At 64.6% G+C, this 25,314-nt stretch carries 21 protein-coding genes and 3 pseudogenes; 11 read left to right on the plus strand and 13 right to left on the minus strand.

The genetic code is table 11. From position 1 onward, the window contains the following. Positions 1–36: 36 nt before the first annotated feature. Together AC1DYU_RS22375 and AC1DYU_RS22380 are read right to left on the minus strand one after the other, a co-directional pair. Positions 37–1,602 (minus strand): ABC transporter substrate-binding protein, encoded by a 1,566-nt coding sequence (locus AC1DYU_RS22375; protein ID WP_476793556.1) that lies wholly within the window; start codon positions 1,600–1,602, stop codon positions 37–39. Between the two features lie 23 nt (positions 1,603–1,625). Next, positions 1,626–2,771: an ROK family protein gene (locus AC1DYU_RS22380; RefSeq protein ID WP_476793557.1), complete on the minus strand. Its 1,146-nt coding sequence runs from the start codon at positions 2,769–2,771 to the stop codon at positions 1,626–1,628. Between the two features lie 219 nt (positions 2,772–2,990). Between AC1DYU_RS22380 and AC1DYU_RS22385 the strand changes: the two are divergent. After that, positions 2,991–3,338, plus strand: a pseudogene (locus tag AC1DYU_RS22385) (IS6 family transposase); the annotation flags it as partial. A gap of 143 nt (positions 3,339–3,481) precedes the next feature. Here the strand turns inward: AC1DYU_RS22385 and AC1DYU_RS22390 are convergent. From AC1DYU_RS22390 to AC1DYU_RS22415, 6 genes are read right to left on the minus strand one after another with little or no spacing between them, the layout of a single operon-like run. Then, positions 3,482–4,228: a GntR family transcriptional regulator gene (locus tag AC1DYU_RS22390; RefSeq protein WP_476793558.1), complete on the minus strand. Its 747-nt coding sequence runs from the start codon at positions 4,226–4,228 to the stop codon at positions 3,482–3,484. A 56-nt stretch (positions 4,229–4,284) separates the two neighbouring features. After that, complete coding sequence (locus AC1DYU_RS22395; protein ID WP_476793559.1) at positions 4,285–5,349, minus strand: AbrB family transcriptional regulator; 1,065 nt, start codon at positions 5,347–5,349, stop codon at positions 4,285–4,287. Further along, complete coding sequence (locus AC1DYU_RS22400; RefSeq protein ID WP_476793560.1) at positions 5,346–6,320, minus strand: Bug family tripartite tricarboxylate transporter substrate binding protein; 975 nt, start codon at positions 6,318–6,320, stop codon at positions 5,346–5,348. Before AC1DYU_RS22400 ends, AC1DYU_RS22395 begins: the two co-directional genes overlap by 4 nt. A gap of 48 nt (positions 6,321–6,368) precedes the next feature. Next, entirely contained in the window at positions 6,369–7,271 is a 903-nt protein-coding gene (locus AC1DYU_RS22405) for an isocitrate lyase/PEP mutase family protein (RefSeq protein WP_476793561.1), read from the minus strand. Between the two features lie 31 nt (positions 7,272–7,302). Continuing rightward, positions 7,303–8,808: a tripartite tricarboxylate transporter permease gene (locus tag AC1DYU_RS22410; protein WP_476793562.1), complete on the minus strand. Its 1,506-nt coding sequence runs from the start codon at positions 8,806–8,808 to the stop codon at positions 7,303–7,305. 22 nt (positions 8,809–8,830) lie between these two features. Continuing rightward, positions 8,831–9,313, minus strand: a complete 483-nt coding sequence (locus AC1DYU_RS22415; protein WP_476793563.1) for a tripartite tricarboxylate transporter TctB family protein — start codon at positions 9,311–9,313, stop codon at positions 8,831–8,833. Positions 9,314–9,553: 240 nt separating this feature from the next. Here AC1DYU_RS22415 and AC1DYU_RS22420 point away from each other — a divergent pair, with 240 nt between their 5' ends. Further along, positions 9,554–10,489, plus strand: coding sequence for an isocitrate lyase/PEP mutase family protein (locus AC1DYU_RS22420; protein ID WP_476793564.1), 936 nt, complete (start codon positions 9,554–9,556; stop codon positions 10,487–10,489). Positions 10,490–10,609: 120 nt separating this feature from the next. Here AC1DYU_RS22420 and AC1DYU_RS22425 read toward each other — a convergent pair whose 3' ends face one another. Genes AC1DYU_RS22425 through AC1DYU_RS22440 form a run of 4 tightly spaced genes read right to left on the minus strand, consistent with a single transcriptional unit; the run spans position 10,610 to position 14,866 of the window. Then, positions 10,610–11,527, minus strand: a complete 918-nt coding sequence (locus AC1DYU_RS22425; RefSeq protein WP_476793565.1) for an ABC transporter permease — start codon at positions 11,525–11,527, stop codon at positions 10,610–10,612. Continuing rightward, the gene (locus AC1DYU_RS22430; RefSeq protein WP_476793566.1) at positions 11,524–12,492 is read right to left on the minus strand and encodes an ABC transporter permease; all 969 of its coding nucleotides are present in this window, start codon (positions 12,490–12,492) and stop codon (positions 11,524–11,526) included. The genes AC1DYU_RS22425 and AC1DYU_RS22430 overlap by 4 nt, the downstream gene beginning before the upstream one ends. A gap of 10 nt (positions 12,493–12,502) precedes the next feature. Next, on the minus strand, positions 12,503–14,050 hold the full coding sequence (locus tag AC1DYU_RS22435; protein ID WP_476793567.1) for an AMP-binding protein: 1,548 nt from the start codon (positions 14,048–14,050) through the stop codon (positions 12,503–12,505). Between the two features lie 45 nt (positions 14,051–14,095). Continuing rightward, on the minus strand, positions 14,096–14,866 hold the full coding sequence (locus tag AC1DYU_RS22440; RefSeq protein ID WP_476793568.1) for an enoyl-CoA hydratase/isomerase family protein: 771 nt from the start codon (positions 14,864–14,866) through the stop codon (positions 14,096–14,098). Between the two features lie 152 nt (positions 14,867–15,018). Between AC1DYU_RS22440 and AC1DYU_RS22445 the strand changes: the two genes are divergently transcribed. The 9 genes and pseudogenes from AC1DYU_RS22445 to AC1DYU_RS22485 form a co-directional block, all read left to right on the plus strand. Next, positions 15,019–15,795: an enoyl-CoA hydratase/isomerase family protein gene (locus tag AC1DYU_RS22445; RefSeq protein WP_476793569.1), complete on the plus strand. Its 777-nt coding sequence runs from the start codon at positions 15,019–15,021 to the stop codon at positions 15,793–15,795. A gap of 28 nt (positions 15,796–15,823) precedes the next feature. Beyond that, positions 15,824–17,338, plus strand: a complete 1,515-nt coding sequence (locus tag AC1DYU_RS22450; protein ID WP_476793570.1) for an AMP-binding protein — start codon at positions 15,824–15,826, stop codon at positions 17,336–17,338. Between the two features lie 71 nt (positions 17,339–17,409). After that, complete coding sequence (locus AC1DYU_RS22455) at positions 17,410–18,243, plus strand: IclR family transcriptional regulator (RefSeq protein ID WP_476793571.1); 834 nt, start codon at positions 17,410–17,412, stop codon at positions 18,241–18,243. Positions 18,244–18,513: 270 nt separating this feature from the next. Continuing rightward, the gene (locus tag AC1DYU_RS22460; protein WP_476793572.1) at positions 18,514–20,034 is read left to right on the plus strand and encodes an ABC transporter substrate-binding protein; all 1,521 of its coding nucleotides are present in this window, start codon (positions 18,514–18,516) and stop codon (positions 20,032–20,034) included. Positions 20,035–20,550: 516 nt separating this feature from the next. Then, complete coding sequence (locus AC1DYU_RS22465; RefSeq protein WP_476793573.1) at positions 20,551–21,291, plus strand: helix-turn-helix domain-containing protein; 741 nt, start codon at positions 20,551–20,553, stop codon at positions 21,289–21,291. 501 nt (positions 21,292–21,792) lie between these two features. Continuing rightward, positions 21,793–22,875, plus strand: coding sequence for a TRAP transporter substrate-binding protein (locus AC1DYU_RS22470; protein ID WP_476793574.1), 1,083 nt, complete (start codon positions 21,793–21,795; stop codon positions 22,873–22,875). Positions 22,876–22,904: 29 nt separating this feature from the next. Then, positions 22,905–23,540: an MSMEG_1061 family FMN-dependent PPOX-type flavoprotein gene (locus AC1DYU_RS22475; RefSeq protein ID WP_476793575.1), complete on the plus strand. Its 636-nt coding sequence runs from the start codon at positions 22,905–22,907 to the stop codon at positions 23,538–23,540. A 111-nt stretch (positions 23,541–23,651) separates the two neighbouring features. Then, positions 23,652–23,848, plus strand: a pseudogene (locus tag AC1DYU_RS22480) (transposase); the annotation flags it as partial. Between the two features lie 240 nt (positions 23,849–24,088). Further along, a pseudogene (locus AC1DYU_RS22485) lies at positions 24,089–24,196 on the plus strand (transposase); the annotation flags it as partial. Positions 24,197–24,283: 87 nt separating this feature from the next. Here the strand turns inward: AC1DYU_RS22485 and AC1DYU_RS22490 are convergent. After that, the gene (locus AC1DYU_RS22490; RefSeq protein ID WP_476793576.1) at positions 24,284–25,159 is read right to left on the minus strand and encodes a LysR family transcriptional regulator; all 876 of its coding nucleotides are present in this window, start codon (positions 25,157–25,159) and stop codon (positions 24,284–24,286) included. Positions 25,160–25,314 lie beyond the last annotated feature (155 nt).

A 25,314-nucleotide genomic window follows, 5' to 3' on the forward strand; every position in this document is an offset into this window, starting at 1 on the left:
ACCGCGGGAAGCGGCGGCGGCGAAGCCGTCGCGTGCTTACTGGCGGGTAATGTTCCAATAGACAGGCGCCGGCGGGGTGAGCAGACCGGTCAGGTTCGCCCGATGAGCGCGGATCTGGTACTGCACGCCGATCGGCACATAGGGAACCGTCTCCGCGGCGCGGGCCTGGATCTTCTCCGCCAGCGCCTTGCGTTGCTCCTTGTCGGAGAGGTCGGCGAAGGCCGCCCGCATTGTCTCGATCTCCGCATCGCAGGGCCAACCGAACCAGGCCTTCTCGCAATTCGAGCGCAGGCCGAGATGGCTGACCGGCTCCATCATATCGAGACCGCCCGGCCCCGAGATGAAGAGCGACCAGCCGCCCTTGCCGACCTGTTCCTTGCTGGCGCGGCGGGAGACGATCGTCGCCCAGTCCATGGCCTGCAAATCGGTCTTGAAGCCGATGCTCTTCAGCAGCTCGTTAGCGACGGTCGTGAAGGCATGGATGTTAGCGTTCTCGGTCGCATCGAGCAGCACCACCGGCGTTCCGTCGTAGCCGGCCTCCTTGACGAGAGCTTTGGCCCTGGCGAGGTCGATCCTGGGAAAGCCGGCCTCGGCAAAATAGGGCGACGAGCAGACGTAGAACGAGCGGCACGGTTTGCCGAGATCCGGATCATCGATGACCGCGGCGAGGAACTCCGCGCCGTCGACGGCGTAAAGCAGGGCCTGCCGCAGCTTCGGATTATCAAACGGCGGCTGGATCGAATTGAGGCGGATCTGCTGCGCCACGCCGATGTCGTCCTGGCGCGCAAGCACGATGTCCTTCGACTTCTTGGCGAGCGGAATGAGGTCTCCGGAGATTTCCTCGTTGATGTCGATCTCTCCTTTGAGCAGGGCGTTGAGCGCCGTCTGCTGGTCCGGAATGATCTGCCATTCGACGCGGTCGACCTTGACCACCTTGCCGCCGGAGAGGCCGGCGGGGGGCTCGGTGCGCGGGGCGTAGGCCGCGTTCTTCGTAAACACCAGCCGGGCGCCGGCCATCCATTCGTCCTTCTTGAAAATAAATGGACCGGAGCCGACATGGTCCGTGACGGCCTGGTTGGGCGGCGTCACCGAGGCGATGCGGGCGGGCATGATGAAGGGCACCGGAGCGCCGGGCTTGCCGAGTGCATCGAGCACCATTCCCCAGGGCGACGTCAGCGTCAGACGGACGGTCTTGGCATCCACCGCCTGCCAGGCGGCGCCGCGCTGGTTGAGTTGCTGCCCCATGCTGTCATTGACACTCCAGCGCTTCAGCGAGGCGATCACATCGTCCGCCGTGACAGGCTGACCGTCGCTGAATCTGAGGCCGTCGCGCAGTGCGAAGGTCCAGATCCTGCCGTCCGCGGACGTCTCCCACTTGTCGACCATCTGCGGCTTGATCGCCAGTTTGTCGTCGACCGCGAACAGCGTGTCGTAGATCATGTAGCCGAAATTGCGCGCCATGGAATCCGAGCCGAGTATCGGATCCAACACCTTGACGTCTCCGGACGGCTTCACCTTGAGCACGCTGTCGGCCAGGGCCGGCCCCGCGACGACGAGCATGGCACCGCCGAAGAGCGCTGCCGCCAATGCTTTCAAAACCATGGTTCCTCTCCCTTATTGTTCGATTATTGTTCGATTGGGTTGTCTGTGCCGATGTCGGCGGCCAGTTCCTCCGATTGCATCGCGCCGCGTTGCAGGTAGGCGTAGGTTGCGAGCGCCAGGCCCGCCGCCGGTTCCCGCCCCAATTCCGCGTTCGCGAAGGTGACGTCCACTGCCGAAGCCCCGCCGAAAAGGCTGGCATCTATTCCGCCGAGAATGGTGGCGTGCGCCTGATCGCCGAGTTCTGCCGGCCAGCCGGCCACCACCACGCGCCGGATCGGCGTCAGGTTGAGTGCATTGCCGATGGCGAGCCCCAATCGCGCCAGGCGTGTCATGAGGTCACGTCGGACACGCGCCGACAGCTTGAGCCCGCCTAGCCGCCACTCGCCCATCGTCAGCAGGTCCTGCTCGCGGATGCCGATGGCCGGCGCGATGGCCGCTGTCGAGACATAGGCCTCAAGGCAGCCCGAATGGCCGCAGCGGCAGCGGGGCCCCCGCGGATCGAGCACCATATGGCCGATCTCGCACGGCGCCACTTCGCCGCTTGCGGCAAAGTCGTCGACCAGCGCCGCAGCCACGCCGTGGCCGACGAAGGTGTAGAGATAGGGTCCGCCGGCCAGGCTAACACCATGCTTCAGCCGGTGGGCGACGGCGCGCGTCACGATTGAGTTGGCGGCAAGGAGCGCGACGCGCGGCAACACCGCCTGGATGTCCGCCAGGATCGCTCCCGGATCGAGGGCGATGATGGGATTGTTCCGCAGCGTGTCGTGATAGCCCGGGATCGAGACCGCGATCTGGCAGAGCTCGATTCCGGCCCGGTGAAGATGACCGGTGAGCTGGTGCAGAGCGCGGCGATAAGTGGCTCTTACGGTTTCCGGTTCGGTGCCGTCAGGCAGTTCCAGCCATTCCGAGAAGCGGACCTCTCCCGTCAGCGATCCGGCGCCTACATGCACCCGGCCGCTGGAAAATTCGACGGCGCCAACAAAGCGATTCTTACTTAGTGTTAGAAAAGAGCTCGGCCCACCTTGATAGGGCGCCGTTCGCTTGGACTCATCGACCAACTCCTCGGCCTTCAGGTCAGTGACGATGCGCGATATGCTTGCGTCCGTCAGGCCGACATTGTTGGCCAAACCCGGGCGAAATGAGCCGTTGGAGCACCAGAGATAGCGCAAAACCGCTGAACGCGTATCTCGCCGGCTTCTCGGCGCCTTCATATCTCCACCCATTTTTATTTTTGCTATATGTAATAATGATGATGTGGCGTGGTTGGATTGTCAACAAGCCACCTGTCCGCCACGACGGACCTGCGTCACGGCGTCAAACGGGAAGTTGTATTGGGGGCGTTGTCACGTTAACTCCGAGGTGGTGGCAAGCGGTGTAGATGGGCTCGCATGATCCTGCCCTGCGTCAGCTACAAGCGTCATCGGTTTCCTCCGGCGATCATTGCCCATACGGTGTGGCTGTACTTTCGCTTTCCCCTGAGCCTTCGCCTGGTAGAGGAGATGCTGCTGGAGCGCGGTTTTGCTGTCTCCTATGAGACGGTTCGGCGCTGGGCCCTGAAATTCGGGCGGGACTATGCCCGCCAGCTCCGGCGGAAGAACCGGGTCCGCGCGACATCTGGCACCTGACGAGGTCGTCGTGACCATCGCCGCTGCCCGCCCCGGCGCGTGATCACCGACAAGCTCGGCTCCTATGCCGCGGCTCGCCGCCAGATCATGTCGGCGATCGAGCATCGCGCGCAATCGAGGCCGATCAGCCCCGTCCACGATCGGCCACGCTGGTCAGAAGATCGCCGAGAAACGCCATGTCCATTGGAGCTCCTGAGGGTTTTCGCCAATCAGGCCGAAGGTCGACGTCGCGACACGGACGGGAATTCCGCCGATCAAGATTTCCGCGTTCTGCTGTCGGGCTTGGTGCTTTTCGCCGTCGGGGCGGCGCTGAAGCCCTCGACCCTGCGCTTGCGGGCGCCAGCGATGTGACGCCGCATCAGCAGCTCCGCGAGGTCGGGATCGCGATCCTCCATCGCCGCCAGGATGCGTTTGTGTTCGACGAGCGCGCGCGCGCGCAGCAATCGGTCGTCGGGCCGGCTTCGGTAGAGGCGTAGCAGCGGATAGAGTTCGGTGCAGAGAAGCTGGATCAACAGCGGATTATTGCTCGCCTGCGCAATCCGGAAGTGAAAATCGCGATCGGCGGTGCCGAGCGCCATCAACGCCCCAGGGGGGGCGGCCGGCAATTGCAATTCGTGCTGCCTGACGCTTTCCGCGAGGCTTGCGAGTTCCTCGTCGCTCATGTTGATCGTGGCGTCGCGAACCGCCAGCCCCTCCAGAACCTCGCGGATCCCGAAGATCGAGTTAAGCATCTCCGGCGTCGCCTCGACGACCCGAGCCCCCTGGTTCGCCAGGCGCGTGATCAGCCTGCGCTCCTGTAGGCGGTGGAGCGCTTCCCGCAGCGGACCGCGGCTGACGCCATAGCGCCGGGCCAGCAGCGGCTCGCTGATCTTCGATCCGAGCGGCAGTTCGCCGCGCAAAATGGCTTCCATCAGCTGATGGAACAGACGCTCGGCCAGGGTTCCAGGCGCCGTGGAATCGAGTAGATTTGTTGGTCCTAAGGGGTCGTCGTGATGGTCCATCGGGCACGGGTTCCTGCAAAGCATCATTATACGGAGGTGCCGGCGTGGCCGGAAAGTCAGGGACGCGGGCGCGTCAAGGCGCGCGACAGGAGCGGTATGGCGGTGACCACGAATAGCGTTCGGAAGGCATGGCAAGCGACGACGAAGCCGACCTCGACCTGAATGGCCAGGGCGATGACCGTCATCTCGGCGAAGCCGCCAGGCGCGAACGCCAGAAACAGCGCCGTGATCGGAAGCGGCAACAGCAATGAGGTAAATTCCGCCGCCATGGCGGCCATCACCAGCAGCAACAGCGTCCAGGCCAGACCGTGCAGCAGCGCGAGCTTGATCTCCGTCAGCCGGCTGCCGGCGAAGCGTGAACCCGAGATACAGCCGATCACCACCTGCATCGCCACGATCAACCATCCCGGTGGCGCTGCCGAAGTCATCCCCGCGGCATGCGCGAGCGCGCTAAACAACATCGGCGCGAGCATCATGCCGCCCCAGGAGCGCAGGCGGCGGCCGAGCAGATAGCCGGCGAGACCGCACCCGAGCAGCACCGTCCAATCGAACATCCCCGCGTCCGGCACGGCGGGAATGGGCGACCTCCTCAGGTCCGCGCCCGCAATGAAGGTCACGAAGAGCGGAATGGCGGTCACCACGGTCACAATCCGCACGGAATGGATCAGGACGAGGCGCCGGATATCGGCCCCAAAAAGCGCGCCCATCAGAGTCATTTCGCCCAGCCCGCCCGGCATCGACGCTAACAGCGCCGTTGGCCGATCGAAGCCGCAAACCCGTCGGAAAAACAGCTGTCCGGCGGCCGAGACAAGCACGAAATAGGCGATCAGGATTGGGATGATCTGCCACCAGCCCGCCAGTTGCTCGACCACCGAGGGCGAGAAGGCGCTGCCGGCCATGACCCCGATCACCGGCCTGGCGCCGTCACGGAAGACGGCGGGCAAGCGCCACCCCGGCCCCGCGAGCGCGAGCACCGCGGTGGCCGCCATCGCCCCCAGCGTCCAAGGCAGGGGCAGTTCGAACAGCCGAAAGACGAAACCACCCGCCGCTCCCGCTGCGAGCGCGCCCGCAACGCGGGTGGCCGCGTCGAGAGGGGCCGCTCGCGGCAGCTTGCCGGTCACTTCTTGCCTAGGCCGAGTTCGACGAGGAGCTCGGTCGCGAGCTGGGTTTCGCTCCGGATGAACGCCTGGTACTCGGCCTCCGGCTGATAGAGATCGAGCCAGCCGCGCTCCGCCAGGAGTTGCCGCCAGCGCGGCGATTTCACCAGAGTCGCGAAGAAGTCAGTAAGGGTCTTGACGCTGGCCGCATCGAGGCTCGGATGCACAGAGACACCACGCCAGTTCGCAAAAACGATATCGTAGCCCAGTTCGCGTAAGGTCGGCACTTCGAGCTTGGGCAACCTTTCCGGCGCAGCCACCGCGAGCAGGCGCAGCTTGCCGGCCTCGATCTGGGTGATGAAATCCTGCAATCCGCCGCCGACCACCGTGGCCTGCCCGTTCAGCGCAGAAATCACCACCTCGCCGGTATTGGGGTGAGGAATGAAGTTTAGCTTCTGCAACGGAACCCCGGCCTGCTTGGCAATCCGCGCGAAAAACAGGTTCTCGGTTGAGCCTGGAGAGCCGCCCCCCCAGGCTACGGAGCCGGGATTGGCCTTGAACCGGTCGACCAGTTCCTTGAACGACTTGATGTCCGACTCGCTCCGGACAGCCACGACCTCGTATTCGCCGGCCAGCCGCGCAATCGGACGGACATCGGCCAACGACACGGGCGTGTTGTTCGTCAGGGGAAAGAAGACGGTACCGGCGCCCTGCACCACCACGGCCTGCGGATTGCCCTTCTTGCTCGTCACGAATTGCGAGATCGCGACCATGCCGCCGCCACCGGGCACATTGGTGACACGCGCACCTGTCGCGAGACGGTCTTGGCGCACCGTGTCCTCGATCGCCCGGGCCGCCTGATCGAGCCCGCTGCCCGGGCCGCCGGGGACCGTGATGTCGAGCAGCTTGATCGCCTGCGACCAGGCGGGCAGCGCGAGGCACGAGAGACCGGCCGAAAGGGCGGCGGCGAGAACGGCACGTCGATTCAAGGTCATGGTCAAGATGGTGTCCTCCCAGTGGTATTCTGATTTGCTGGCGATTGTTCAGACGTTTTCGCGCGCAGCGGCGAGGAGGCTTTGGGCTTCATCGCGAAACTGCTCCTCGTGCGCCAGGCGACTGTCGAGACCGACCAGCGCGTTGTAGTCGTCGAGCGACATCAACATGGCTTCGACGCGCGCCAGGGACTGCGCCGCGATTAGCGTGTCGAGCATCCCACCAACCGCTTGCGCGGCGGCAAAAAGGCTGACCGATGGAAGGCTGATGCTTGCCACGCCCAACGCACGAAGCTCGGCGATATCGAGCGCGCGATCACGTGACGCCTGAGACAGCGTGGCGAAGAACGGACAAGGCACCTCGGCTATTGCGCGCGCAATTTCAGCCGGCTTGTCGACGCCCTGGGGTTTGGCGATATCGGCTCCCGCCTCAAGGAACAGCCGGCAGCGATGCAAGGCTTCGTCGATGCCGTGGTCGGCATAGGCATCCGTGCGGGCAATGATCACCAGTTCGGGGTCGCGTCGCGCCGCGACCGCAGCCCGGATCTTCGCCAGCATCTCCTCGAGGTCCACCACCGCCTTGCCGGCCATGTAGCCGCAGCGGTTCGGGTAGACTTGGTCGCCCAGCATGATGCCTGCGACACCGGTCGCTTCAAAGGCGCGCACCATCTGCGTAACGTTGTGGACGCCACCGAAACCTGTGTCGCCATCCACCGAGACCGGCTCGTCGACGGCAGCGCAAATCCGGCCGTAGTGTTCGGCATAGTCGCGCATGTTCGACTGACCGATATCGGGCCCGCCCAGCATCGAGCCGATCGCGGCATATCCGCCGGCACCGAGCAGTTTGAAACCGGCCCGAGCGGCAAGGCGCGCCGAGAGCGCGTCATAGACCCCGGGCACAACCTGTCCCGCGCGTTCGGCGATGAGGCTGCGGTAGTGTTGTCGATTGTTCATCGCATTTTCCAGTCGAGATACGAGGCAGTGGTCAGCCCAAGGCCGGCGTGGCGAGCCGAGCGCTCCGCCAGCGCATGAGCGGCGGAAGCAACACGATTGCCGCGGTTAGCGCGAGGAGCGCAGCCGACACCGGGTTGGTGAGGAAGACGGTCCAGTCGCCCTGGCTGATCGCAAGTGAACGGCGAAGCTGCTGCTCGATGAGCGGGCCGAGGATGAGGCCGAGGATGCAGGGCACGATCGGGACGTTGAGCAGCCGCAGCACGAAACCGAAGAGGCCGACCGCCCAGAGGATCACGAGATCGATCGTATTGCCGTTGAGTGCGTACGTCCCGAGCGAAGCCAGCACCAGGATGCCGCCATATAGCAAGGGTTTCGGGATCGTCAGCAGCCGAACCCAGATGCCGACCATCGGCAGGTTCAGCACCAGCAACAGCACGTTGCCAATATAAAGGCTGGCGATCAGCCCCCAGACCAGATCGGGATTGCTCTGGAAGAGCATGGGCCCGGGGCGCAGGCCGTATTGCTGGAATGCCGCCAGCAAAACGGCAGCGGTGGTGGACGTCGGCAGCCCAAGTGCCAGCAGCGGCGCGAGCGCACCGGCTGCCGAGGCGTTGTTGGCAGCCTCAGGACCGGCCACGCCCTCGATCGCGCCATCGCCGAATTCAGCCGGGTTGGCTGCGAGCCGCTTTTCGAGCGTGTAGGACAGGATCGTCGGGATCTCGCTCCCGCCGGCCGGGATCGCGCCGATCGGGAAGCCGATGACCGTGCCGCGCAGCCAGGGCTTCCAGGAGCGCTTCCAGTCGTCCCGGCTCATCCAGATCGAGCCGCGCAGGGTATGCATCTTGTCCGGCGCGCCGCCTTCGCGGCTTGCGACATAGAGCGTCTCGCCGACCGCAAACAGACCGACCGCGACGACCACGGTGTCGATACCGTCGAGCAACTCGGGGATGCCGAAGGCAAAACGCGCCTGGCCGGTCTGCGGATCGAGTCCCACCGAGCCGAGCAGCACGCCGATGAAGAGCGCCGCCAACCCCATGCCGACCGAGCGGCCAAGCATCACTGTCACGGTCGCAAGCGACAGGATCATCAGCGAAAAATAGTCGGGCGCGGTCAGTCGCACCGCGACCTCGACGAGCAGGGGCGCGGCAAAGGTCAGGCCGATCGTGGCGATGGTACCGGCGACGAACGATCCGATCGCCGCTGTCGCCAGAGCCTGTGCGCCGCGGCCCTTGCGCGCCATGGCGTTGCCGTCGATCGCCGTCATCATCGCCCCGGCCTCGCCAGGCGTGTTGAGCAGGATCGAGGCGGTCGAGCCGCCATATTGCGCCCCGTAATAGATGCCCGCGAACATGATGAAGGCGGAGATCGGATCGAGACCGATCGTCAGCGGCATCAGCAGCGCCACCGTCGTGGCGGGGCCGATGCCCGGCAGCACGCCGATCGCCGTTCCGAGCGTCACGCCCAGCACCGACCAGGCGAGGTTGATGGGTGTCAGGGCGACGCTGAAGCCATGAAGCAGCGATGCGAGAGTATCCATGGACCTATCTCCGCCTAAGCCGCTATCGCGCAGCGCTGAAAAGGGCGTCGAGCGGGCCCAATGGAAGGTTCAGCCCCAAGCCGAGATTGAACGCCACAAGGATGAAGGCACCGACGCCGGCGCCAATTGCGAGGTTGCGCCAGATGCGGCGGTCGCCGAACGCCCGGGTGCCGGCGACGAACACCGTCGCCGTTACGGGTATCCAGCCCAGGCTGGTGATGAATGCAGCTTCGAACAGTAGCGCCGCCGAGATCAGGACGACCGGGAGCCAATCCATCGGCGACTCGTCGGCCGATACGGCAACTGGCGCCTTGGAGGAGGCATCGAGCACGATCAGTAGCGCTGACAGGCACAGGCCAGCACCGATCATCAGCGGAAAAAGACGGGGCCCCGCCGCATCATAGGAGAAGCCAACCGGAATCGAGAACGCCCCGGCGAGAACGGCGAGGCCGAGGAGCAGAACGGCGCCACCAAAGGCTACCTCCGGCGTGAACTTGACCGTCATGATCATTCCTCCACTCGCCGATCTTCAAGGCCCTGGGCCCACCACGGCGTTGGCACCGGACACTACTGGCCGATCACATATTGTCAACATATCTTGCCGTACTAGCCAATAGAGAGCGTAAAACAGGCTAAAATGCCAAAAAGTGTTGACATATCTCGAGTTGAAAGCGTATCTCGCGGCAATCGACGGAGCGCGGGAGGATCGGTTTTGCATCTCAGAAAGACTGTCATCGAAGGCCGCATGAGCACGGAACTACGCCGGCAGCTCGCCAATGATGCGCGGCCACTTCCAGCCATCTCGGGGGCAACCGCACACCATGCACAGCTCGCAGAAGCGGCGGGCTTCCGGCTGTTTTCCTTGTCCGGTTCGCAGGCCGCGGCCCATATTCTCGGACTGCCGGACGCGGGGCTGATGACATTGACCGAAGCCGCCGAGAACATCCGCCATATCTGCCAGGCAGTCACAATCCCGGTCATCGCCGATTGCGAAACGGGTTTCGGCAATGTTCTGAACACGACGCGAGCCGTTCATGAGTTTATCACGGCGGGTGTCGCAGGCTTCTTCCTGGAGGATCAGGTTTCCCCCAAGCGTTGCGGCTTCACCAAGGGACTCGAGGTCATCCCCGCGGAGGAAGCGGCCGGAAAATATCGCGCCGCGGCCGCCGAACGGGACAAGCTGGACCGGGACGTCGTCATTCTGGCGCGCACCGACGCCCGTGCCGCGGTGGGCGGCAGCGTCGACCAGGTTTTGCGCCGCTGCGAACTCTATCTCGAAGCCGGCGCCGACATGCTGATGGTGATGGCGCTACAGAGCCGCGAAGAGATGCGCCGGGTGATGGAGGCCTTTCCGGGCATCGACATTTACATCAACGCCAGCGCGGTGCGCCCGGCGCTGACACATGCCGAATATCTGGATTTCGGCGTGGCGACCTACAATGTCTCCATCTCGAAAGTCGCCCAGATCATGATGGAGACGTTTCTACGCGATTATCATGCGCGCGGTGCGGACGCCTTCAACGCTTTCATGGACGAGCAGACATCCCTGCGGAACGGTACGTTCGGCTATCTCGAACTCACAGGCTTCCCGGCAGTCCTGGACCTCGAGCGCCGCTTCCTGCCGGAGGAATCCCTCAAGAAGTACGAAGCCTCTCTCGGGGAATACGATCCCAGGGGTTAGTACGCCCTGGGGAGGCACAAATCGGACGGCAGCAGTAGGTCATAGAGCGGTGGCACCCCACCATTGTGATCGTTGCGAGGGGTGGCCTAGGTACACAGCTTAGGTGTCTGTCGCGTCGTCTCAGCTCGCTTGCGACCGCGGGTTGAGCACATCGCGGAGGTGGTCGCCGATCAGGTTGATCGCCACGACTGTCACAAGCAGCGCGAGCCCCGGATAAAAGCTGATCCAGAACTTCCCCGAAAGCATGTACTGGTAGCCATTGGCGATCAGCATGCCGAGGCTGGGCTCAGTGACGGGAACGCCGAGCCCGAGGAAAGAGAGCGTCGCCTCCAACGCGATCGCACGCGCGATCTGCACGGTCGCGATCACCATCAGCGGCGGGAGGCAGTTGGGCAGGAGGTGGCGCCAAAGGATGCGCATCGGCCGCGCGCCCATGGCGCGGGCCGCCTCGATATACTCCTTGCGGCTTTCGATCAGCGCGCTGGCGCGGGCGGTGCGGGCGTAGACCGCCCATTCCACGATGACGAGCGCGAGCACGACATTGGCGATGCCCTTGCCGAGGAAGGCGAGGATCATCAGCGCGATCAGGATCGTCGGAAAGGAGAGCTGCAGGTCGACCAGCCGCATCAGCGCGGTCTCGATGCGCCCGCCGGCATAGGCGGCAAACAGCCCCAGCGTCGTGCCGACCGCTGCCGCCAGCAGGGCCGATGAGATGCCGACGACAAGCGAAATCCGCAGCCCGTAGAGGATGGCCGAGAGCATGTCGCGGCCCTGGTCGTCGGTCCCCAGCCAATAGGTCATGCCCGCGCCGGAGACCGCGCCCGGCGGCAGGCGTCCATCCAGGATGTCGAGCTGCATCAGATCATACGGGTTCTGCGGCGAGATCCAGGGCGCCAGCAGCGCCGCCAGCACGATCGCGGCAAAGGCGACGAGGCCGGCCATGGCCAGGCGCGAGGAGGCGAAGGCGCGCAGGAAGCGGCGCAGCGGCGTCGCGCGCGGCGGGCTCGCAATCTCTGCGCTCGAAGTCGGCGCGGTCATCGGCCCAGCCTCACGCGCGGATCGAGCGCCGTGTAGAGGCAGTCGACGAGGAGGTTGATGATCACGAACATCAGCACGATGATCATGAGATAGGCGACGATCATCGGCCGATCCAACACATGGATGCTGTCGATGATCAGCTTGCCCATGCCGGGCCAGGCGAAAATCGTCTCCGTCACCACGGAAAAGGCGATCACCGAGCCGAATTCGAGCCCGATGATGGTGACGACCGGGATCATGATGTTCTTCAGCAGGTGGCGGAAGATGACCCGGCCCTCGGGCAGGCCCTTGGCGCGCGCCGTCCGGATGAAGTCTTGGGGCACGACCTCGCGGGTCTCGGCCCGCACCAGCCGCATCACGAGCGAAATCTTGAACAGCGCCAGGTTGAGCGCCGGCAGCACGAGATGCTGCAGACCGTCGAGCGTCAGGAAGGACCAGCCGATGCCGAACAGCTCGCGCGTCTCGCCGCGCGCCCCAGACGGCAGCCAGCCGAGCTGGACGGCGAAGACCATGATCAGCAGCAGGCCGACCCAGAAGCCCGGCAGGGAAAAGCCGAGGATCGAGCCGGTCATGATCACCCGCGTCAGCGGCGCATTCGGCTTGAGGCCGGCATAGAGCCCCAGCGGAATGCCGATGAAGGTTGCGAGCAGCATGGCGCAGACGGCGAGTTCGAGCGTCGCCGGCATACGCTGCAGGATGATCTTCAGGGCGGGCTCGTTATAGACGAAGCTGCGGCCGAGATCGCCATGCAGCGCCCCGTTCAGGAAGGACAAATACTGCGCCCAGAGCGGGCGATCGAGCCCGAAGGCGGTGATCGCGCGCAGCCGCTCGGCCTGGTCGGCATCGGGCGAGATCAGCACCGCGACGGGGTCGCCGATGACGCTGATGCCGATGAAGACGATCACCGTCATCGCCAGCACGACGAACCCGGCCTGGAGCAGGCGCTGAAAGAACCATCCGGCCATTGTTCCCCCGCTACCTGCCGAGCTTGGAGCCGGCGCCTTCGCGGTCGAAGCACCCGGCGACGCTGCGGCTCAGCTCGCTCTTCTTGATGCGCTGCGTCGGCGTCTTCGGGAATTCGTCGATGCCCTCGATATAGCGCGGAATCTGGAAATAGGGCAGCCGCTGCTCGCACCATGCGACGAGGCCGGCCGGGTCGAGCGCGCGGCCAGGCGTGGGCCGGATGAAGAGCTTGAGGTCGTCATCGCCCATCTCGCTGGGCACGCCGATCAGCGCGCATTCCTCGATCTCGTCATGGGTCAGGACGACGCGCTCGACCTCCCAGGCCGAGATGTTGACGCCGCGCCGCCTGACGCTGTCCTTCTTGCGCCCGCAATAGAACAGGAAGCCGTCCTCGTCCCTGCGGGCGAGGTCGCCGGTCGAGAACCAGCTATCCCTGACCAGCGCCGCGCCGGCCTCCTCCATGCGGAAATAGCCCTTGAAGGCGAGGCCGGGCTCGCGCGGCAACACCATGATCTCGCCGGGCTCGCCGACCGCGACCTCGGCGCCCGCCTCATCGAGCAGGCGCACCTCGTAGAAGGGCAAGGGCCTGCCGCAGGAGCCGAGCCGGCCCTCAGGGTTGATCGTGACGAAGGTCGTCATCTCCGAGAGGCCGTAACCCTCATAGAGCGAGACCGCGAAGCGCTCTTCGAAAGCGCGCCAGACATCCAGCGGGCAGCCGCCGCCCCAGGCCATCCTGACCTTGTGGTCGCGGTCGCGCGGGCTTGCCGGCTGCTTCAGCAGCAGCGGCAGCACGCCGCCGAGATAATGGATATGGGTCACCTCGAAGCGGCGCACCTGCTCCCAGAATTGCGAGGCGCTGAACTTCTCGACCATGGCGAGCGTGATCGGCTGCATCAGCGCCGCGATCAGCACCGCGACGCCGGCGCCGTGATGCAGCGGCTCCCAGAGCAGGAAGACGTCGCCGGCGCTCGCGCCCGTCAAGGCGAGCGTGCCCATCGGGCCGGCGCGCAGGCTGCGGTCGGTCTTGAGCACGCCCTTCGGCTCGCCGGTGGTGCCGGAACTCGGGGTGATCGCGATGATGTCGTCGGCCGCGACCGTCACCGGCGGCGGCAAGGGGCTGCCGCGCTCGAACAAGCTGGCGAGGCTTTGCGCGCCATCGTCGCCGCGCCAGAACACGGAGAGCCCCGGCAACCACCCGACGACCGGCGCGAGCGGCTCGGCATAGGCGGCATCGGCGATCAGCGCCTGCGGCTCAAAGCGGTCGAAGACGAAGTCGAGCGCCGCCCCCTTGAGATGGATATTGACGGGGATGCGCACGAGCCCGGCCTTGGCCAGCGCGAAGATGACAATGATGTGCTCGGGATGGCTCGGCAGCATTACCGCGACGCGGTCGCCCTGCTTCAGGCCGGAGTCGAGCAGCGCATTGGCGAGGCGGTTGATGGCCGCGTCGAGCCGGCCGATCGTCCAGCTCTCATCCTCGAAGCGGCAATAGACATGGCCCGGATCGCTAGCGGCGCGCCGGTCCCAGAGCTGTGCGATCGTGATCTCGTTGGTCTGCATTGAGGCGGTCCGTGGTGACGGTCATCTCCGGAGGGAGGACGGCGCTCAGCCGTTCTTCCTGGCGGCGCGCTTGGCGAGGAACTCTTCCATCATCCGGGCGGGCTCGCCCGTGGCGTAGGCCTCGCGCTGGTTACGGATACCGGCGGCCAGGGAGTCGCGGAAGCCGGCCTCGGTGACCTCGCGGAAGCGGGCGCGATTGAGACGCATTGCGACGGGCGGCTTGGCCGCGAGTTCGGTGGCGAGCGCGAATGCCGCCTCCATCACCTTGTTCTGCGGCACGAGACGGTTGATCACGCCGATGCGGAAGCACTCATCGGCGTCCATCATGCGCCCTGTCAGGGTCAGGTCGATGGTGCGGCCGAGCCCGATCAGCTCGCGCATGATCCAGGGGCCGGTGGTCGAGGCTATGCCGGAATTGATCTCGGGCTGGCCCATGGTGACGCCGGGGTGGCCGATGCGCAGGTCGCAGAGCAGCGCGACTTGGAAGGCGGAACCGGCGGCGACGCCATTCAGTGCGGCGATGATCGGCTTTGAGAGCGAGCGGATCCGGTCGTAGAGGCGCTCCCATTCGCCGATCCAGAGTTCGGCGCGGTCGGGGTCGAAGGTCTTGGTCTCGTTCAGGTCCTGGCCGGCCCCGAAGGCGCGGTCGCCCGCGCCGGTCAGGATGATCGCACGTACGACCTCGTTCGCCTCGAGCTCGTCGAACATCTCGGCGAGGCGGGCCCGCATCGGCGCGTTCCAGGCGTTGAGCTTGCCGGGACGGTTCAGGGTCACGATCCCGACCGCGCCGCGGACCTCCAGCAAAACAGTATCCAAGGCAACCTCCATATTGATATACAATAACGATGATTGGATATTGATATTCGTTTTGGGGCCTGTCAAGCGGTTGGTCTCCCGCTGCATATTGACAGCGTGTTGCCTGCAAATAATAATTGTTATTATATAGCAATATCAACAGGACGGACGCCATGGCCGATATCGAACTCGAGCGACGTGAGGGCGTCGCCATCGTCGCGATCAATCGCCCCGCGAAGCGCAATGCCCTCAACGTTGCCGCCTGGCAGGCGCTCGGCGACAGCTTCGTCGCGCTGCGATCTGATCCGTCGATCCGCGCCATCGTCCTGACCGGTCGAGGCGGGGCGTTCTGCGCCGGCGACGAGATCGGCGCCTTTGCCGCCGTCCGCGACGACCCACCGGCGCGACAGGCCTATTGGGATTCGATCATGGCCTGCTATGCCGCCGTCTCGGCCTCGCCGGTCCCGGTCATCGCGGCCGTCAGCGGACCTTGCGTCGGCGGTGGCTGCACGCTGGCGCTGCGGGCCGATTTCCGGCTCGCCAATGCAACTGCGCGCTTCGGTGTGCCACCGGCCAAGCTTGGACTGGTCTATCCCGCCGACAGCACGCAGCTTCTCGTCGCGACCGCCGGCATCACCATGGCCAAGCGGATGCTCTATACCGGCGAGCTCGTCGATGCGCTCGCAGCCCAGGCCTGCGGTCTGGTTTCGGACGTTGTCGAAGGGGATGTCGTCGAGGCGGCCCTGCGCATGGCCGAGCCGATGATCGCCAATGCGCCGATCTCGATCCGGGCGTCCAAGCTCGCCTGCGATGCGCTGGTTCAGGGCCGCCTCGCTGAGGTCACGGCCGAGATCGCCGCCCTGTCCGCCTTGGCCGACCGCAGCGCGGATTACCGTGAGGGTTCTGGGGCCTTCGCCGAGAAGCGCAAACCCGTCTTCACGGGCCGCTGAGCCTCCAGAACCTCTTCAGGACGACGCGATGCCCGTCATCACAGTGCCCGACGATGCCAATGTCTTCGCTGCCCTGATCGATCCCGCGCGCGATCCCGACCGTGTCTTCATGGAAAACTCGGACGGCCGGGTCGCGCGCTTCGGAGAGGTGGCCGCCGTCACGGCCCGCTATGCCGATCTGCTGGCGAGCGAGGGAGTGGGGAAAGGCGATTTCGTCGCCGGCATTCTTGAGAAGTCGCCGGAAGCCATTCTGCTCTATCTGGCGGCCTGCCGGCTCGGCGCGGTCTATGTGCCCGTGCATATCGGCCTGACCGATGGCGAGATCAGCCATATCCTGGGCGACTCGCGGCCGAAACTCGTCGTCTGCGATCCCGTCCGGCGGGACGTCGTCCTCGCTGCCGGCTGCAAGGTTTTCACCCTCGATGCCGGTGGGGCCGGCACGCTCGTCGAGCGAAGCCGGACGATGCCAGGCGACAGCAGGTTCCAGAGAATGGCGCCATCCGACCCGAACGCGATGGTCTATACCTCGGGTACGACCGGGCGGCCGAAGGGCGCGTTGCTTTCGACAGGCGCCGTGATCTGGAATGCGCGCTCGCTGGCCTCCTGCTGGGGAATCACGGACGCCGACACACTGCTGCACGCCAATCCGATGGCCTATGGCCTTTTCGGCACGACGACGCCCGCGCTGGCGGGCGGGGCGTCGATGATCCTGCTGCCGAAATTCGAGGCCGAGGGCGTGCTGGCCCAGCTTCCGCGCGCGACGATCTTCGCCGGCGTGCCGACCTATTACACCCGGCTGATGGCGGACCCACGGTTCGACCGGGCGCTTTGCAGCGGGATGCGCGTGTTCGTGACGGGTTCTGCCCCGATGCGCCCCGATGCCTTCGAAGCCTTTGCCGAGCGAACCGGCCATCGCCTGCTCGACCGCTACGGCCTTACCGAAGTGCTGATCGCGACGTCGAACCGGCTCGACGATATCCGCCGCGTCGATACCTCCGGACTGCCGCTGCCGGGATCGGCGATCCGCATCGTCGACGAGCAGGGCGAGCTCGTGCCGGTGGGGACCGTCGGCATGATCGAACTGCACCAGCCCTATCCGTTCCTCGGCTACTGGCAGGATGCCGAGAAGACCGCTCGGTCCTTCAATGAGGGATGGTTCCGCACGGGCGATTTCGGTCGCGTGGGTGCCGAGGGGTCTGTCAGCGTGCTCGGGCGCGGCGCCGATCTGATCATCTCGGGCGGGCTCAACGTCTACCCCAAAGAGGTCGAGGCCGCCGTCAACGCGCTGGACGGCGTGATGGAGAGTGCGGTCATCGGGGTTCCCCATGCCGATTTCGGCGAAGCCGTGCTGGCGGTCGTGCAACTCTCGGCCGCGGCCGAGGGTTTCGATACGAGCGCTGCGATCAACGATCTCAAGCGCTCCCTGGCCGGGTACAAGATTCCCAAACGGATCGAGGTGATTTCCGAGATGCCGCGCAACACGCTCGGAAAGATCCAGAAAAACCTGCTCAAGCAGCGCTTCGAGGATCGATTTCGAGGCTGAAAGACCGGGTTTTAGCCGCAGCGCAAAGATGCTAACGCTGCGCCCCACCGACAGGAAAGCACGAAGGCGCAATGCCGGACGCAACGACGAAACGAAGCCCGGCCCTGTCGCCGAAGGACGCCGAGCCGACCAGCGGCGAGATCGACGAGCGCCTCTTCGTCGCCTCGGTCGGCAAAGCGATGAAGGTGCTGGAGACCTTCGACAAGACCACGGCGACCTTGAGCCTTTCCGACATCGCGATCCGCACCGGGCTCGGCCGCAGCGCCTCGCAGCGCTTCATCTACACGCTCGAAAGGCTTGGCTATCTCGACCGGGACGCGCAGACCAAGCGCTACATGCTTGCCAAGAAAGTCTTTCGTTTCGCCCAGAGCGTTGTTTCGTCGAACACGGCGCTGGATGCCGCTTATCCCGCGATGCGCGAACTGGCCGAGCGCACGCGCGAGACGATCTCATGGGTCGAGGTCGATCGCGCCGACATCGTCATTATCGCCACGATCGCGAGCACGCATATCTCTTCGATCAACCTGCCGGTCGGCACCCGCTTCCCGGCGCTGTCGTCCTCCTCAGGGCAGGTGCTACTAGGGCATTCCGCGCCGGCCCATATCGAGAAGGTCTGGAACGCCTCGCATGAATCGGTGCCGATGCGCACGCAGGCGAAGAACGCAGGCGACATGATGCGGATACTCGAGGCGGTGAAGGTCGCTGGTTTCGCCGTGACCGAGAAGAACATGGAGCAGGGCTCGATCTCGGTGTCGGCCGCCGTGCACGACCGTGCCGGCCGTGCCGTCGGCGCGATCAATCTCTCGACCCTGACCACGCGCTTCGAGCGTTCGGCGGCGATCGCGCAGCTCGCGCCGCTGGTGGCCTCAGCCGCAGCCCGCGCGACCGAGACGCTGATTTCCTGAGTAGCCCACCATGGGCGACGTCCAGCGCGGCCGGCCTCTGGCTCGCGATGCGAAGTTGTGCCCAGAAATCGGAAAATCCGGACCGGATGTCGGGGATATGCGCCGCTGTCGGCCGCATCCGGCGACGCCTTGACAGCTCTCGGAAATTGTCTTCAAATATTAGTTATTGATATACAATAATATAGGGGATGATCCATGGCTTCTTCTTTAACGATGCACCTGAGGATGCCGCTCCTGGCCGGTGCACTAGCCGTTTCGATGGACGCTACAGTGGCCCACGCGGAAAAGCTGACCATCGGCCTCGGCGGCTCGGTCAATTCGCTGGATCCGCATTTCTACAGCACCACGCCCAACAACCTCGCCTCCTTCCACATGTTCGATCGGCTGGTCGATCGCATGGCGGACGGCAAGCTCGCGCCGGGTCTTTCAACTTCGTGGCGCTCGACCTCGCCGACCGTCTGGGAGTTCGCGCTGCGCGAAGGCGTGACCTGGCATGACGGCAAGCCGTTCACAGCCGACGACGTCGCCTTCACCCTGAAGCGGGCGCTCGACGTCCCCAACAATCTCGGCGGTTTCGCGGGCATCATCCGGCCGATCATCGGCGTCGAGGTGGCTGGACCGCTGCTGATCCGCCTGACCACTGCGACGCCGATCCCGAACCTCCCGAGCGACCTGACGCGCCTGGCCATCGTCTCGCGCCATGCCGGGCAGGACGCGACCACGGCCGACTACAACAGCGGCAAGGCCGCGATCGGCACGGGCCCCTTCAAGTTCTCCGCCTATACGCCGGGCGAGCGCATCGAGTTCGTCCGCAACGACAGCTGGTGGGGCAAGAAGACCGACTGGACCAGCGTGACGCTGCGGCTGATCCCGAACGTCGCCGTTCGTACCGCCGCACTTCTTGCGGGCGACATCGACGTGATCGACTCGCCCTCGGCCAGCGACCTGCCGCGCCTGCAATCCTCCGACAAGGTCAAGGTTGCGGAAGTGGCGGGCATGCGCGTCAATTACGTCGTGCCGATGATCCAGCCGGCGCCGGATGCGCCTGCGATCCTCGACAAGAAGGGCGCCAGGATCGAGCCATGGCCGCTGACGAACCACAAGGTGCGCGAGGCGCTTTCACTCGCGATTAATCGCGTCGGCATTGCAGACCGCGTCGTGCTGGGAACCGCGACTCCGACGGGCCAGTGGCTGCCGGCCGGAATCCTCGGGCATGACGCCAAGACTCCGGTCCCGGCCTATGACATGCAGAAGGCCAAGAAGCTCCTGACCGAGGCCGGATTTCCGGACGGCTTCAAGCTGACGCTCTCAACAGCGAATGACCGGACGCCCTATAGCGTCGAGGTCGCCCAGGCGCTGGCCCAGATGTGGAGCCGGATCGGCGTCGAGGTCGCCATCGATGCGATGCCCTTCAGCGTCTACTCCTCGCGCGGCGCCAAGAGCCAGTTCTCGGCCTATCTCGGAAGCTGGAGCAACAACTCCATGGAAGGCACCGGCCTGCTGCGCGACCTCCTGGCGACCCGCAGCCAGCAGACCGGCTGGGGCCTCTACAACTGGGCACAGTATTCCAACCCCGCGCTCGACGCGCTGACAGCGGCAGCGATCGGCGAGGTCGATGAAGCCAAGCGCGAAAAGCTGGTTCTGGACGCGGTCAAGCTCGTCTCAAGCGACGTCGCAATCATCCCGCTCTACCACTTCAAGAACATCTGGGCGACACGCAGCACATTGCGCTACGCCCCCCGGATCGACGAGTTAACGCTGGCGACGGACGTTCATCGCACTACAAAGTAAATTGCGGGCGGCAGTGTTTGATTTGATTTCGATTTCTATCCATGTCTTTTCAGTTGGTCACTCGCCTCCGCAGCGTCTTCAAGCGATGCTGAGCTTGTGAATACTCTTACGCAGAACCTGAAATTCGCAGATTCTGTATGCGCTCAGTCGGGTTTTAGTGAGCCTCACAGGCCACATGCTGGCAGAGATTAGGAGACCTGTGCGCGGGTGGGTGTAGCTCGGGAACCATCCCCGATGACGCCTAAAGAAAGGGGCCGGTCGCCGTCGTCACCGCAGCAAAGCGGGGGGAACCCCCGAAGCAGGATTGACGGCACAAGGCGATCGCGCCCCTCCACGCAGGCGGCAAAGAGACGGGGATGGACCCGCGAGGCGACCAGACGCCATGCACACTGGAAAGCTGGGGCCGGCGTCGCCGCGTGAGCCCGTCAAGCGGCCGAATTCGCCTCATTGCGCGCGCCGTCAGTTAACGTGATAACGCCGCACCGTGCCCGACATCGATCGGACCGACCTCGATTAATGCAGCGTCCGAAAGCCGTTCACCGATCTGCTCCTGTATGCGGGGCCGGTGACATTTTGTTTCGCGTCGGGCATTCCGATAACAGCGACGCGAGCGGACAGTCAGGACGATTCACGATGGATACCGATGGTGCGACCGGCGAGACCGAAGCCCCCGTCGTCAGCGACACGCCCGAGGCGCAGCAACTAGCCGTTCTGGCCAAGGAGCTAAAACGATATCGCAAGAGCCGCGATCTTTCGCTCGAACAGCTTGCGGCGGTCTCGGGCGTCAGCAAGTCGATGATCTCGAAGATCGAGCGCAGGGAATCGATCCCCTCAACGGTGATCCTGTCGAAGCTCGCCGAGGCCTTGGGCGTGACGTTTTCCCGGCTGATGGCACCGCCGGTCGAGCGAGAGATCCTGCTGATCCCAACGGCTCGCCAACCCATGTTGCGCGACGAGGTCTCGGGCTTCACCCGCCGCTGCCTGTCGCCGGTGCTGCCTGGGCGCGGTATCGACTGGGTACTGTGCACCCTTCCGCCAGGCGGCACGACGGGGGAGTTCGTTGGCCATCGCCACGGCGTCGAGGAGTATTTTTACGTCCTCAAGGGGCGCCTAACCGCTCGCATTGGCGAGCGCGCGGTGACGCTCGAGACGGGCGACTCGCTCTATTTCGAGGCTGATTCAGGTCATGCCTTCACCAATGTCGGCGACGGCACCTGCGAGTTTTTCCTCGTAATCGACAGCGCGCGGCTGCGCTGATTGGCATCGTCAAGGCCTGTGGCGGAGCCGCAACCGCAGGTCCGTACGGGCGGGGCGTCTGCCGTGGCGGGTTCGCGTTCCGCGTCGGCGAAATGCCGGTCGACCCGGCCTCCGCGGCATTCGCGCTAGCAGCGCGCGCTCGGCACCTCAGTCCCTCGGCAACTCGTCGCCAATCCTGAGACTGGCGGAGCCAGCATGAGCGCCGTCGTCAGACCACCATATCTCGCCGAGACGAACGCGGTCGAGCCGGCGCTTTACCGACACGAAGGTGCCCGCGTGCCCGACTGTCCAAGTTGCCTGCCTGCCGCGCCACGCTCTCGTCGGGGCGAAGCCATTCGCCGCCCGCCACGAGGATGGTGCCGTGCGCTCTGCGCGCCGAATGGCGCCGTCGTCCCCCTCCAGGCGCTGGAATTCCCAAGCGACCGCTTGGCAAGCTCCTTGCTTCCTATTTAGTGGACGCTATTCCACAGGGGTGGATTAGCTGCCCTCAGGGAGAATCCAATGAAAAGGCGCCTGTTCCTCACATCCACAGCGGCCCTCACTGGAGCGACGGCCGTCGCCGCTCCAGCGCTTGCGCAATCACTTCCACAGATCCGCTGGCGCATGACGTCCAGCTTCCCAAAGAGCCTTGATATCCCCTATGGCGCCGGGGAGCAGTTCTGCAAGCACGTCTCGGATCTGACCGAAGGCCGCTTCGTCATCCAGCAATTCGCGGCCGGCGAGATCGTGCCCGCGCTTCAGGCGCTGGACGCCGCGCAAACCAACACCGTCGAGGCGGCCTATACCGGCCTGCTCTTCTATATCGGCAAAGACATGGCCTACTCCCTGACCTCCTCGGCGCCCTTCATGATGAACCCCCGCGCGCAGAACGCATGGTATTATCACGGCGGTGGATTGCAGATGACAAACGAGTTCCTGCTCAAAAGGAATGTCGTTGCCTTTCCCTGCGGCAACACCGGCATGCAATGGGGCGGGTGGTTCAAAAAAGAGATCAAGTCGGTCGACGACTTGCGCGGGCTCAAGATGCGCATCGCTGGACTTGCCGGCAGCATCGCGGCACGTCTGGGCGTCGTGCCTCAGCAGATCGCGCCCGGCGACATCTATCCGGCGCTGGAACGCGGCACGATCGACGCAGTCGAATATGTCGGCCCCTATGACGACGAGAAGCTCGGCCTGCACAAGATAACGCAGCACTATTATTCGCCGGGCTGGCAGGAAGGCGGTACGATCTTCCACACTGTCTTCAATCAGGCGAAGTTCGCCGAACTGCCGCCACTCTACAAGAAGGCGATCGAAATCGCGTCGCAGGCAGTGAACATCGACATGTTGGCCCATTACGATGCGAAGAATCCTGAGGCCCTGTTGCGTCTGATCGGGGCCGGCGTCAAAGTCTCGGTATTCCCTAGCGAGGTGCTGACGAAGATCTACGAGGAGGCGGAAACTTTCTACAAGGGCATCGTTGGCTCGAACGCGGAGTTCGCGACGATGTTCAACCACCAGCGCGAATTCATGCGCAAGAGCAACATGTACCAGCAGGTGGCCGACTTCCAGTACGACCTGATGATGTACAGGATGCGCCGCTGACGCGGGCCGGACTTATCGAGAGAGGCGTCATGACGATCGAGTTCGACCCGAAGATGGTCCGCTACATGACGTCCATCGACGAAGTTCGCGCGCTGCATCCCGCTCCGATGTCGCGCGCCACCGACAAGGTGTTAACGCGGCTCGACAAGCATTGCCGCGCCATTCTGGCGCGCGCGACCTTCTGCTTGATCGGCACGCATGGCCGGAGCGGAGCCGACGTGTCGCCCAGAGGCGACCCGCCCGGCTTTGCCGTGATTCTCGATGACGGGCACCTGCTGATCCCAGACCGGATCGGCAACAACCGGTTCGACAGCTATGCGAACATCTTCGAGAACGGCATGGTCGGTCTGCTCTTTCTGGTGCCGGGCATGGCGGAGACGCTGAGGATCAACGGGCAGGCGCGGCTCACGGACGAACCCGGCCTGCTCGCGCTTTGCGCGGTGCAGGAGCGGGTCCCCCGCCTCGCCCTCATCGTTGAGGTGCGCGAAGCCTTTCTGCACTGCGCCAAGTCGATCAACCGCAGCCGACTCTGGGATGCCGCCGCGCAGATCGACCGAGCCGAGTTGCCAAGCTATGGCGACATGCTGGTCGACCATTGCGAAGGGCTGACCGCGGCTGAGAGCGAGCGTCAGGGCGAGGAGATGGCGCGCCGCGGATATTACTAGCGCGCTGTGTGGAAAGGCACGCTCTTCACGCCACCATTGACATGAGGGCTTGCGATAAGCTTGGCGGGGCAGGCTTCGGTTCCTCCTATCGGTGTCAAACGACGCGCCGCTTGCCGGCTCGGTCTGGAGGGCGGTGCGCCCGACCACTCCTCTTTCTCTAAGAACCGGCACGGTCGCTTCCGCGACAGCGACTTGCTGCGCGAGGCGTTCGAGACGACGGTTCGACGCGGCATGGCGGAGAGCTGGCTGGTGGCGAAGGATTTGCGGCCGATGCCAGCCTGATTGCGTCCGCCCGCCATCGACGGCGAACCTGTCGTCGACGTTCAATCCAGCGTCTCAGCGCACTCAGCATGATTGCCTGAACCCATTCTCTGGCGCTCTCACGGCTCGCATCAGGGATGGCCGCCCGCAAGGGAGAAGATCTGGCACGGGATTTCGGCGCCAACAGCCAGGCCCTAGGCAAACCGATGACGCTTGTAGCTGATACAGGGCAGGCTCATGCCGTCCATCTACACCGCTTGCCGCCATGCCGAAGTCAACGCGACAACGCCGTCCTAGCCGATCTTGCCCGCTACACCCACCGCGTCGCGATCGCCCACAGCCGCCTCGTCGCCATGGACGAGCACCGCGTCACCGTCCGCTGGAAAGACAATCGGGCCCGCTCGTCCGGCAAAGCCTGGGCAAGACCATGACGCTGACGGCGCGCGAATGTGTCCACCAGGCTCGCCGTCACGGGTGTCTCGTCAAGGATGACTCGCATGGCATCGTTGCTCGATCATGGGGATATGGGCCTTGCAGAAGTCCAGGTACGCGCGGACGATCGTCGAGGGATGCCGTTGCTTGCGATAGACCAGATGGAGGGGAGATGCCGGGAAGGGATGATCCTTGAGTAGCTCGACAAGCTTTCCGGTCCGAAGACGTTCGACGGCAAGAAAGGAAGGTAGTTCGGTCACGACGTTCCCCGCTAGCGCCCTCGTCCTGAGGTGCACGTAGTCGTTGACGGTGAAAGCGGCCCCGACCTGCAAAATCTGCCCGCCGAGCGTCCAAGTGGGACGGGCATCCAGCGTCGATCCCCAGGCAGCACAAGGATAGCGTTCGAGGTCGCTGGGTTCTTGGGGCCCGCCGAGCCGGCTCACCAGCTCCGGACTTGCGACGAGAATGTGCCGGAACGACAGCATGTGCCTGGCGACGACCGTCTCGTCGGCGATCGGTCCCACCCGCAGCGCGACATCAACGCCATCGGCCAACAGGTCCACGCGGCGTTCGGTGGAGTAGACGCTCACCTGAATGCCAGGATGGGCGCGTTGAAACTCGGCGAGAAGATCCCACCAGGGTTCGAAGGACTGCGGCAGGGAAAGGCGAAGCCGACCGATCAACTTGATCTGCTCGCTGAGCAAAGCGCGCTCCGCTTCCTGCAGGGCCTCGATCCCGCTGCTGGCGTGATCGTAGAGCCGCGAGCCAGCCTGGGTCATCTTGCACCCGCGAGCCGTCCGCTCCAGGAGCTGCACCTTGAGGTCAGCCTCAAGCTCGGCGATTTTGCGACTGAGCGTCGCCAAGGGCAGGGCCAGCCGAACGGCCGCGGCGGATAGGCTGCCTGTCTGGGCGACCGCGACGAACATGTGGACCGCATTGTAATCCATGCAGCCAGTCTACCGCCCACGAGAGGCTGTTTGTCAAATCTGCGAATACTCTTCCGCCTGCGGACCTATTACCTCCTTCACAACGTCAAGTCGCGGCGGCTCGAAAACAGGTCGGCCGTCGCCTCTCAAGGAGG

The organism is Allobosea sp. P2_B12 (assembly GCF_056404835.1).

Bases quoted from the DNA above. Each gene is read 5' to 3' on its own strand.
- AC1DYU_RS22375 (WP_476793556.1), bottom strand. From the start codon at position 1,602: ATGGTTTTGAAAGCATTGGCGGCAGCGCTCTTCGGCGGTGCCATGCTC.
- AC1DYU_RS22390 (WP_476793558.1), bottom strand. From the start codon at position 4,228: ATGGACCATCACGACGACCCCTTAGGACCAACAAATCTACTCGATTCC.
- AC1DYU_RS22400 (WP_476793560.1), bottom strand. From the start codon at position 6,320: ATGACCTTGAATCGACGTGCCGTTCTCGCCGCCGCCCTTTCGGCCGGT.
- AC1DYU_RS22405 (WP_476793561.1), bottom strand. From the start codon at position 7,271: ATGAACAATCGACAACACTACCGCAGCCTCATCGCCGAACGCGCGGGA.
- AC1DYU_RS22410 (WP_476793562.1), bottom strand. From the start codon at position 8,808: ATGGATACTCTCGCATCGCTGCTTCATGGCTTCAGCGTCGCCCTGACA.
- AC1DYU_RS22415 (WP_476793563.1), bottom strand. From the start codon at position 9,313: ATGACGGTCAAGTTCACGCCGGAGGTAGCCTTTGGTGGCGCCGTTCTG.
- AC1DYU_RS22420 (WP_476793564.1), top strand. From the start codon at position 9,554: ATGAGCACGGAACTACGCCGGCAGCTCGCCAATGATGCGCGGCCACTT.
- AC1DYU_RS22425 (WP_476793565.1), bottom strand. From the start codon at position 11,527: ATGACCGCGCCGACTTCGAGCGCAGAGATTGCGAGCCCGCCGCGCGCG.
- AC1DYU_RS22430 (WP_476793566.1), bottom strand. From the start codon at position 12,492: ATGGCCGGATGGTTCTTTCAGCGCCTGCTCCAGGCCGGGTTCGTCGTG.
- AC1DYU_RS22435 (WP_476793567.1), bottom strand. From the start codon at position 14,050: ATGCAGACCAACGAGATCACGATCGCACAGCTCTGGGACCGGCGCGCC.
- AC1DYU_RS22445 (WP_476793569.1), top strand. From the start codon at position 15,019: ATGGCCGATATCGAACTCGAGCGACGTGAGGGCGTCGCCATCGTCGCG.
- AC1DYU_RS22450 (WP_476793570.1), top strand. From the start codon at position 15,824: ATGCCCGTCATCACAGTGCCCGACGATGCCAATGTCTTCGCTGCCCTG.
- AC1DYU_RS22455 (WP_476793571.1), top strand. From the start codon at position 17,410: ATGCCGGACGCAACGACGAAACGAAGCCCGGCCCTGTCGCCGAAGGAC.
- AC1DYU_RS22465 (WP_476793573.1), top strand. From the start codon at position 20,551: ATGCAGCGTCCGAAAGCCGTTCACCGATCTGCTCCTGTATGCGGGGCC.
- AC1DYU_RS22470 (WP_476793574.1), top strand. From the start codon at position 21,793: ATGAAAAGGCGCCTGTTCCTCACATCCACAGCGGCCCTCACTGGAGCG.
- AC1DYU_RS22475 (WP_476793575.1), top strand. From the start codon at position 22,905: ATGACGATCGAGTTCGACCCGAAGATGGTCCGCTACATGACGTCCATC.
- AC1DYU_RS22490 (WP_476793576.1), bottom strand. From the start codon at position 25,159: ATGTTCGTCGCGGTCGCCCAGACAGGCAGCCTATCCGCCGCGGCCGTT.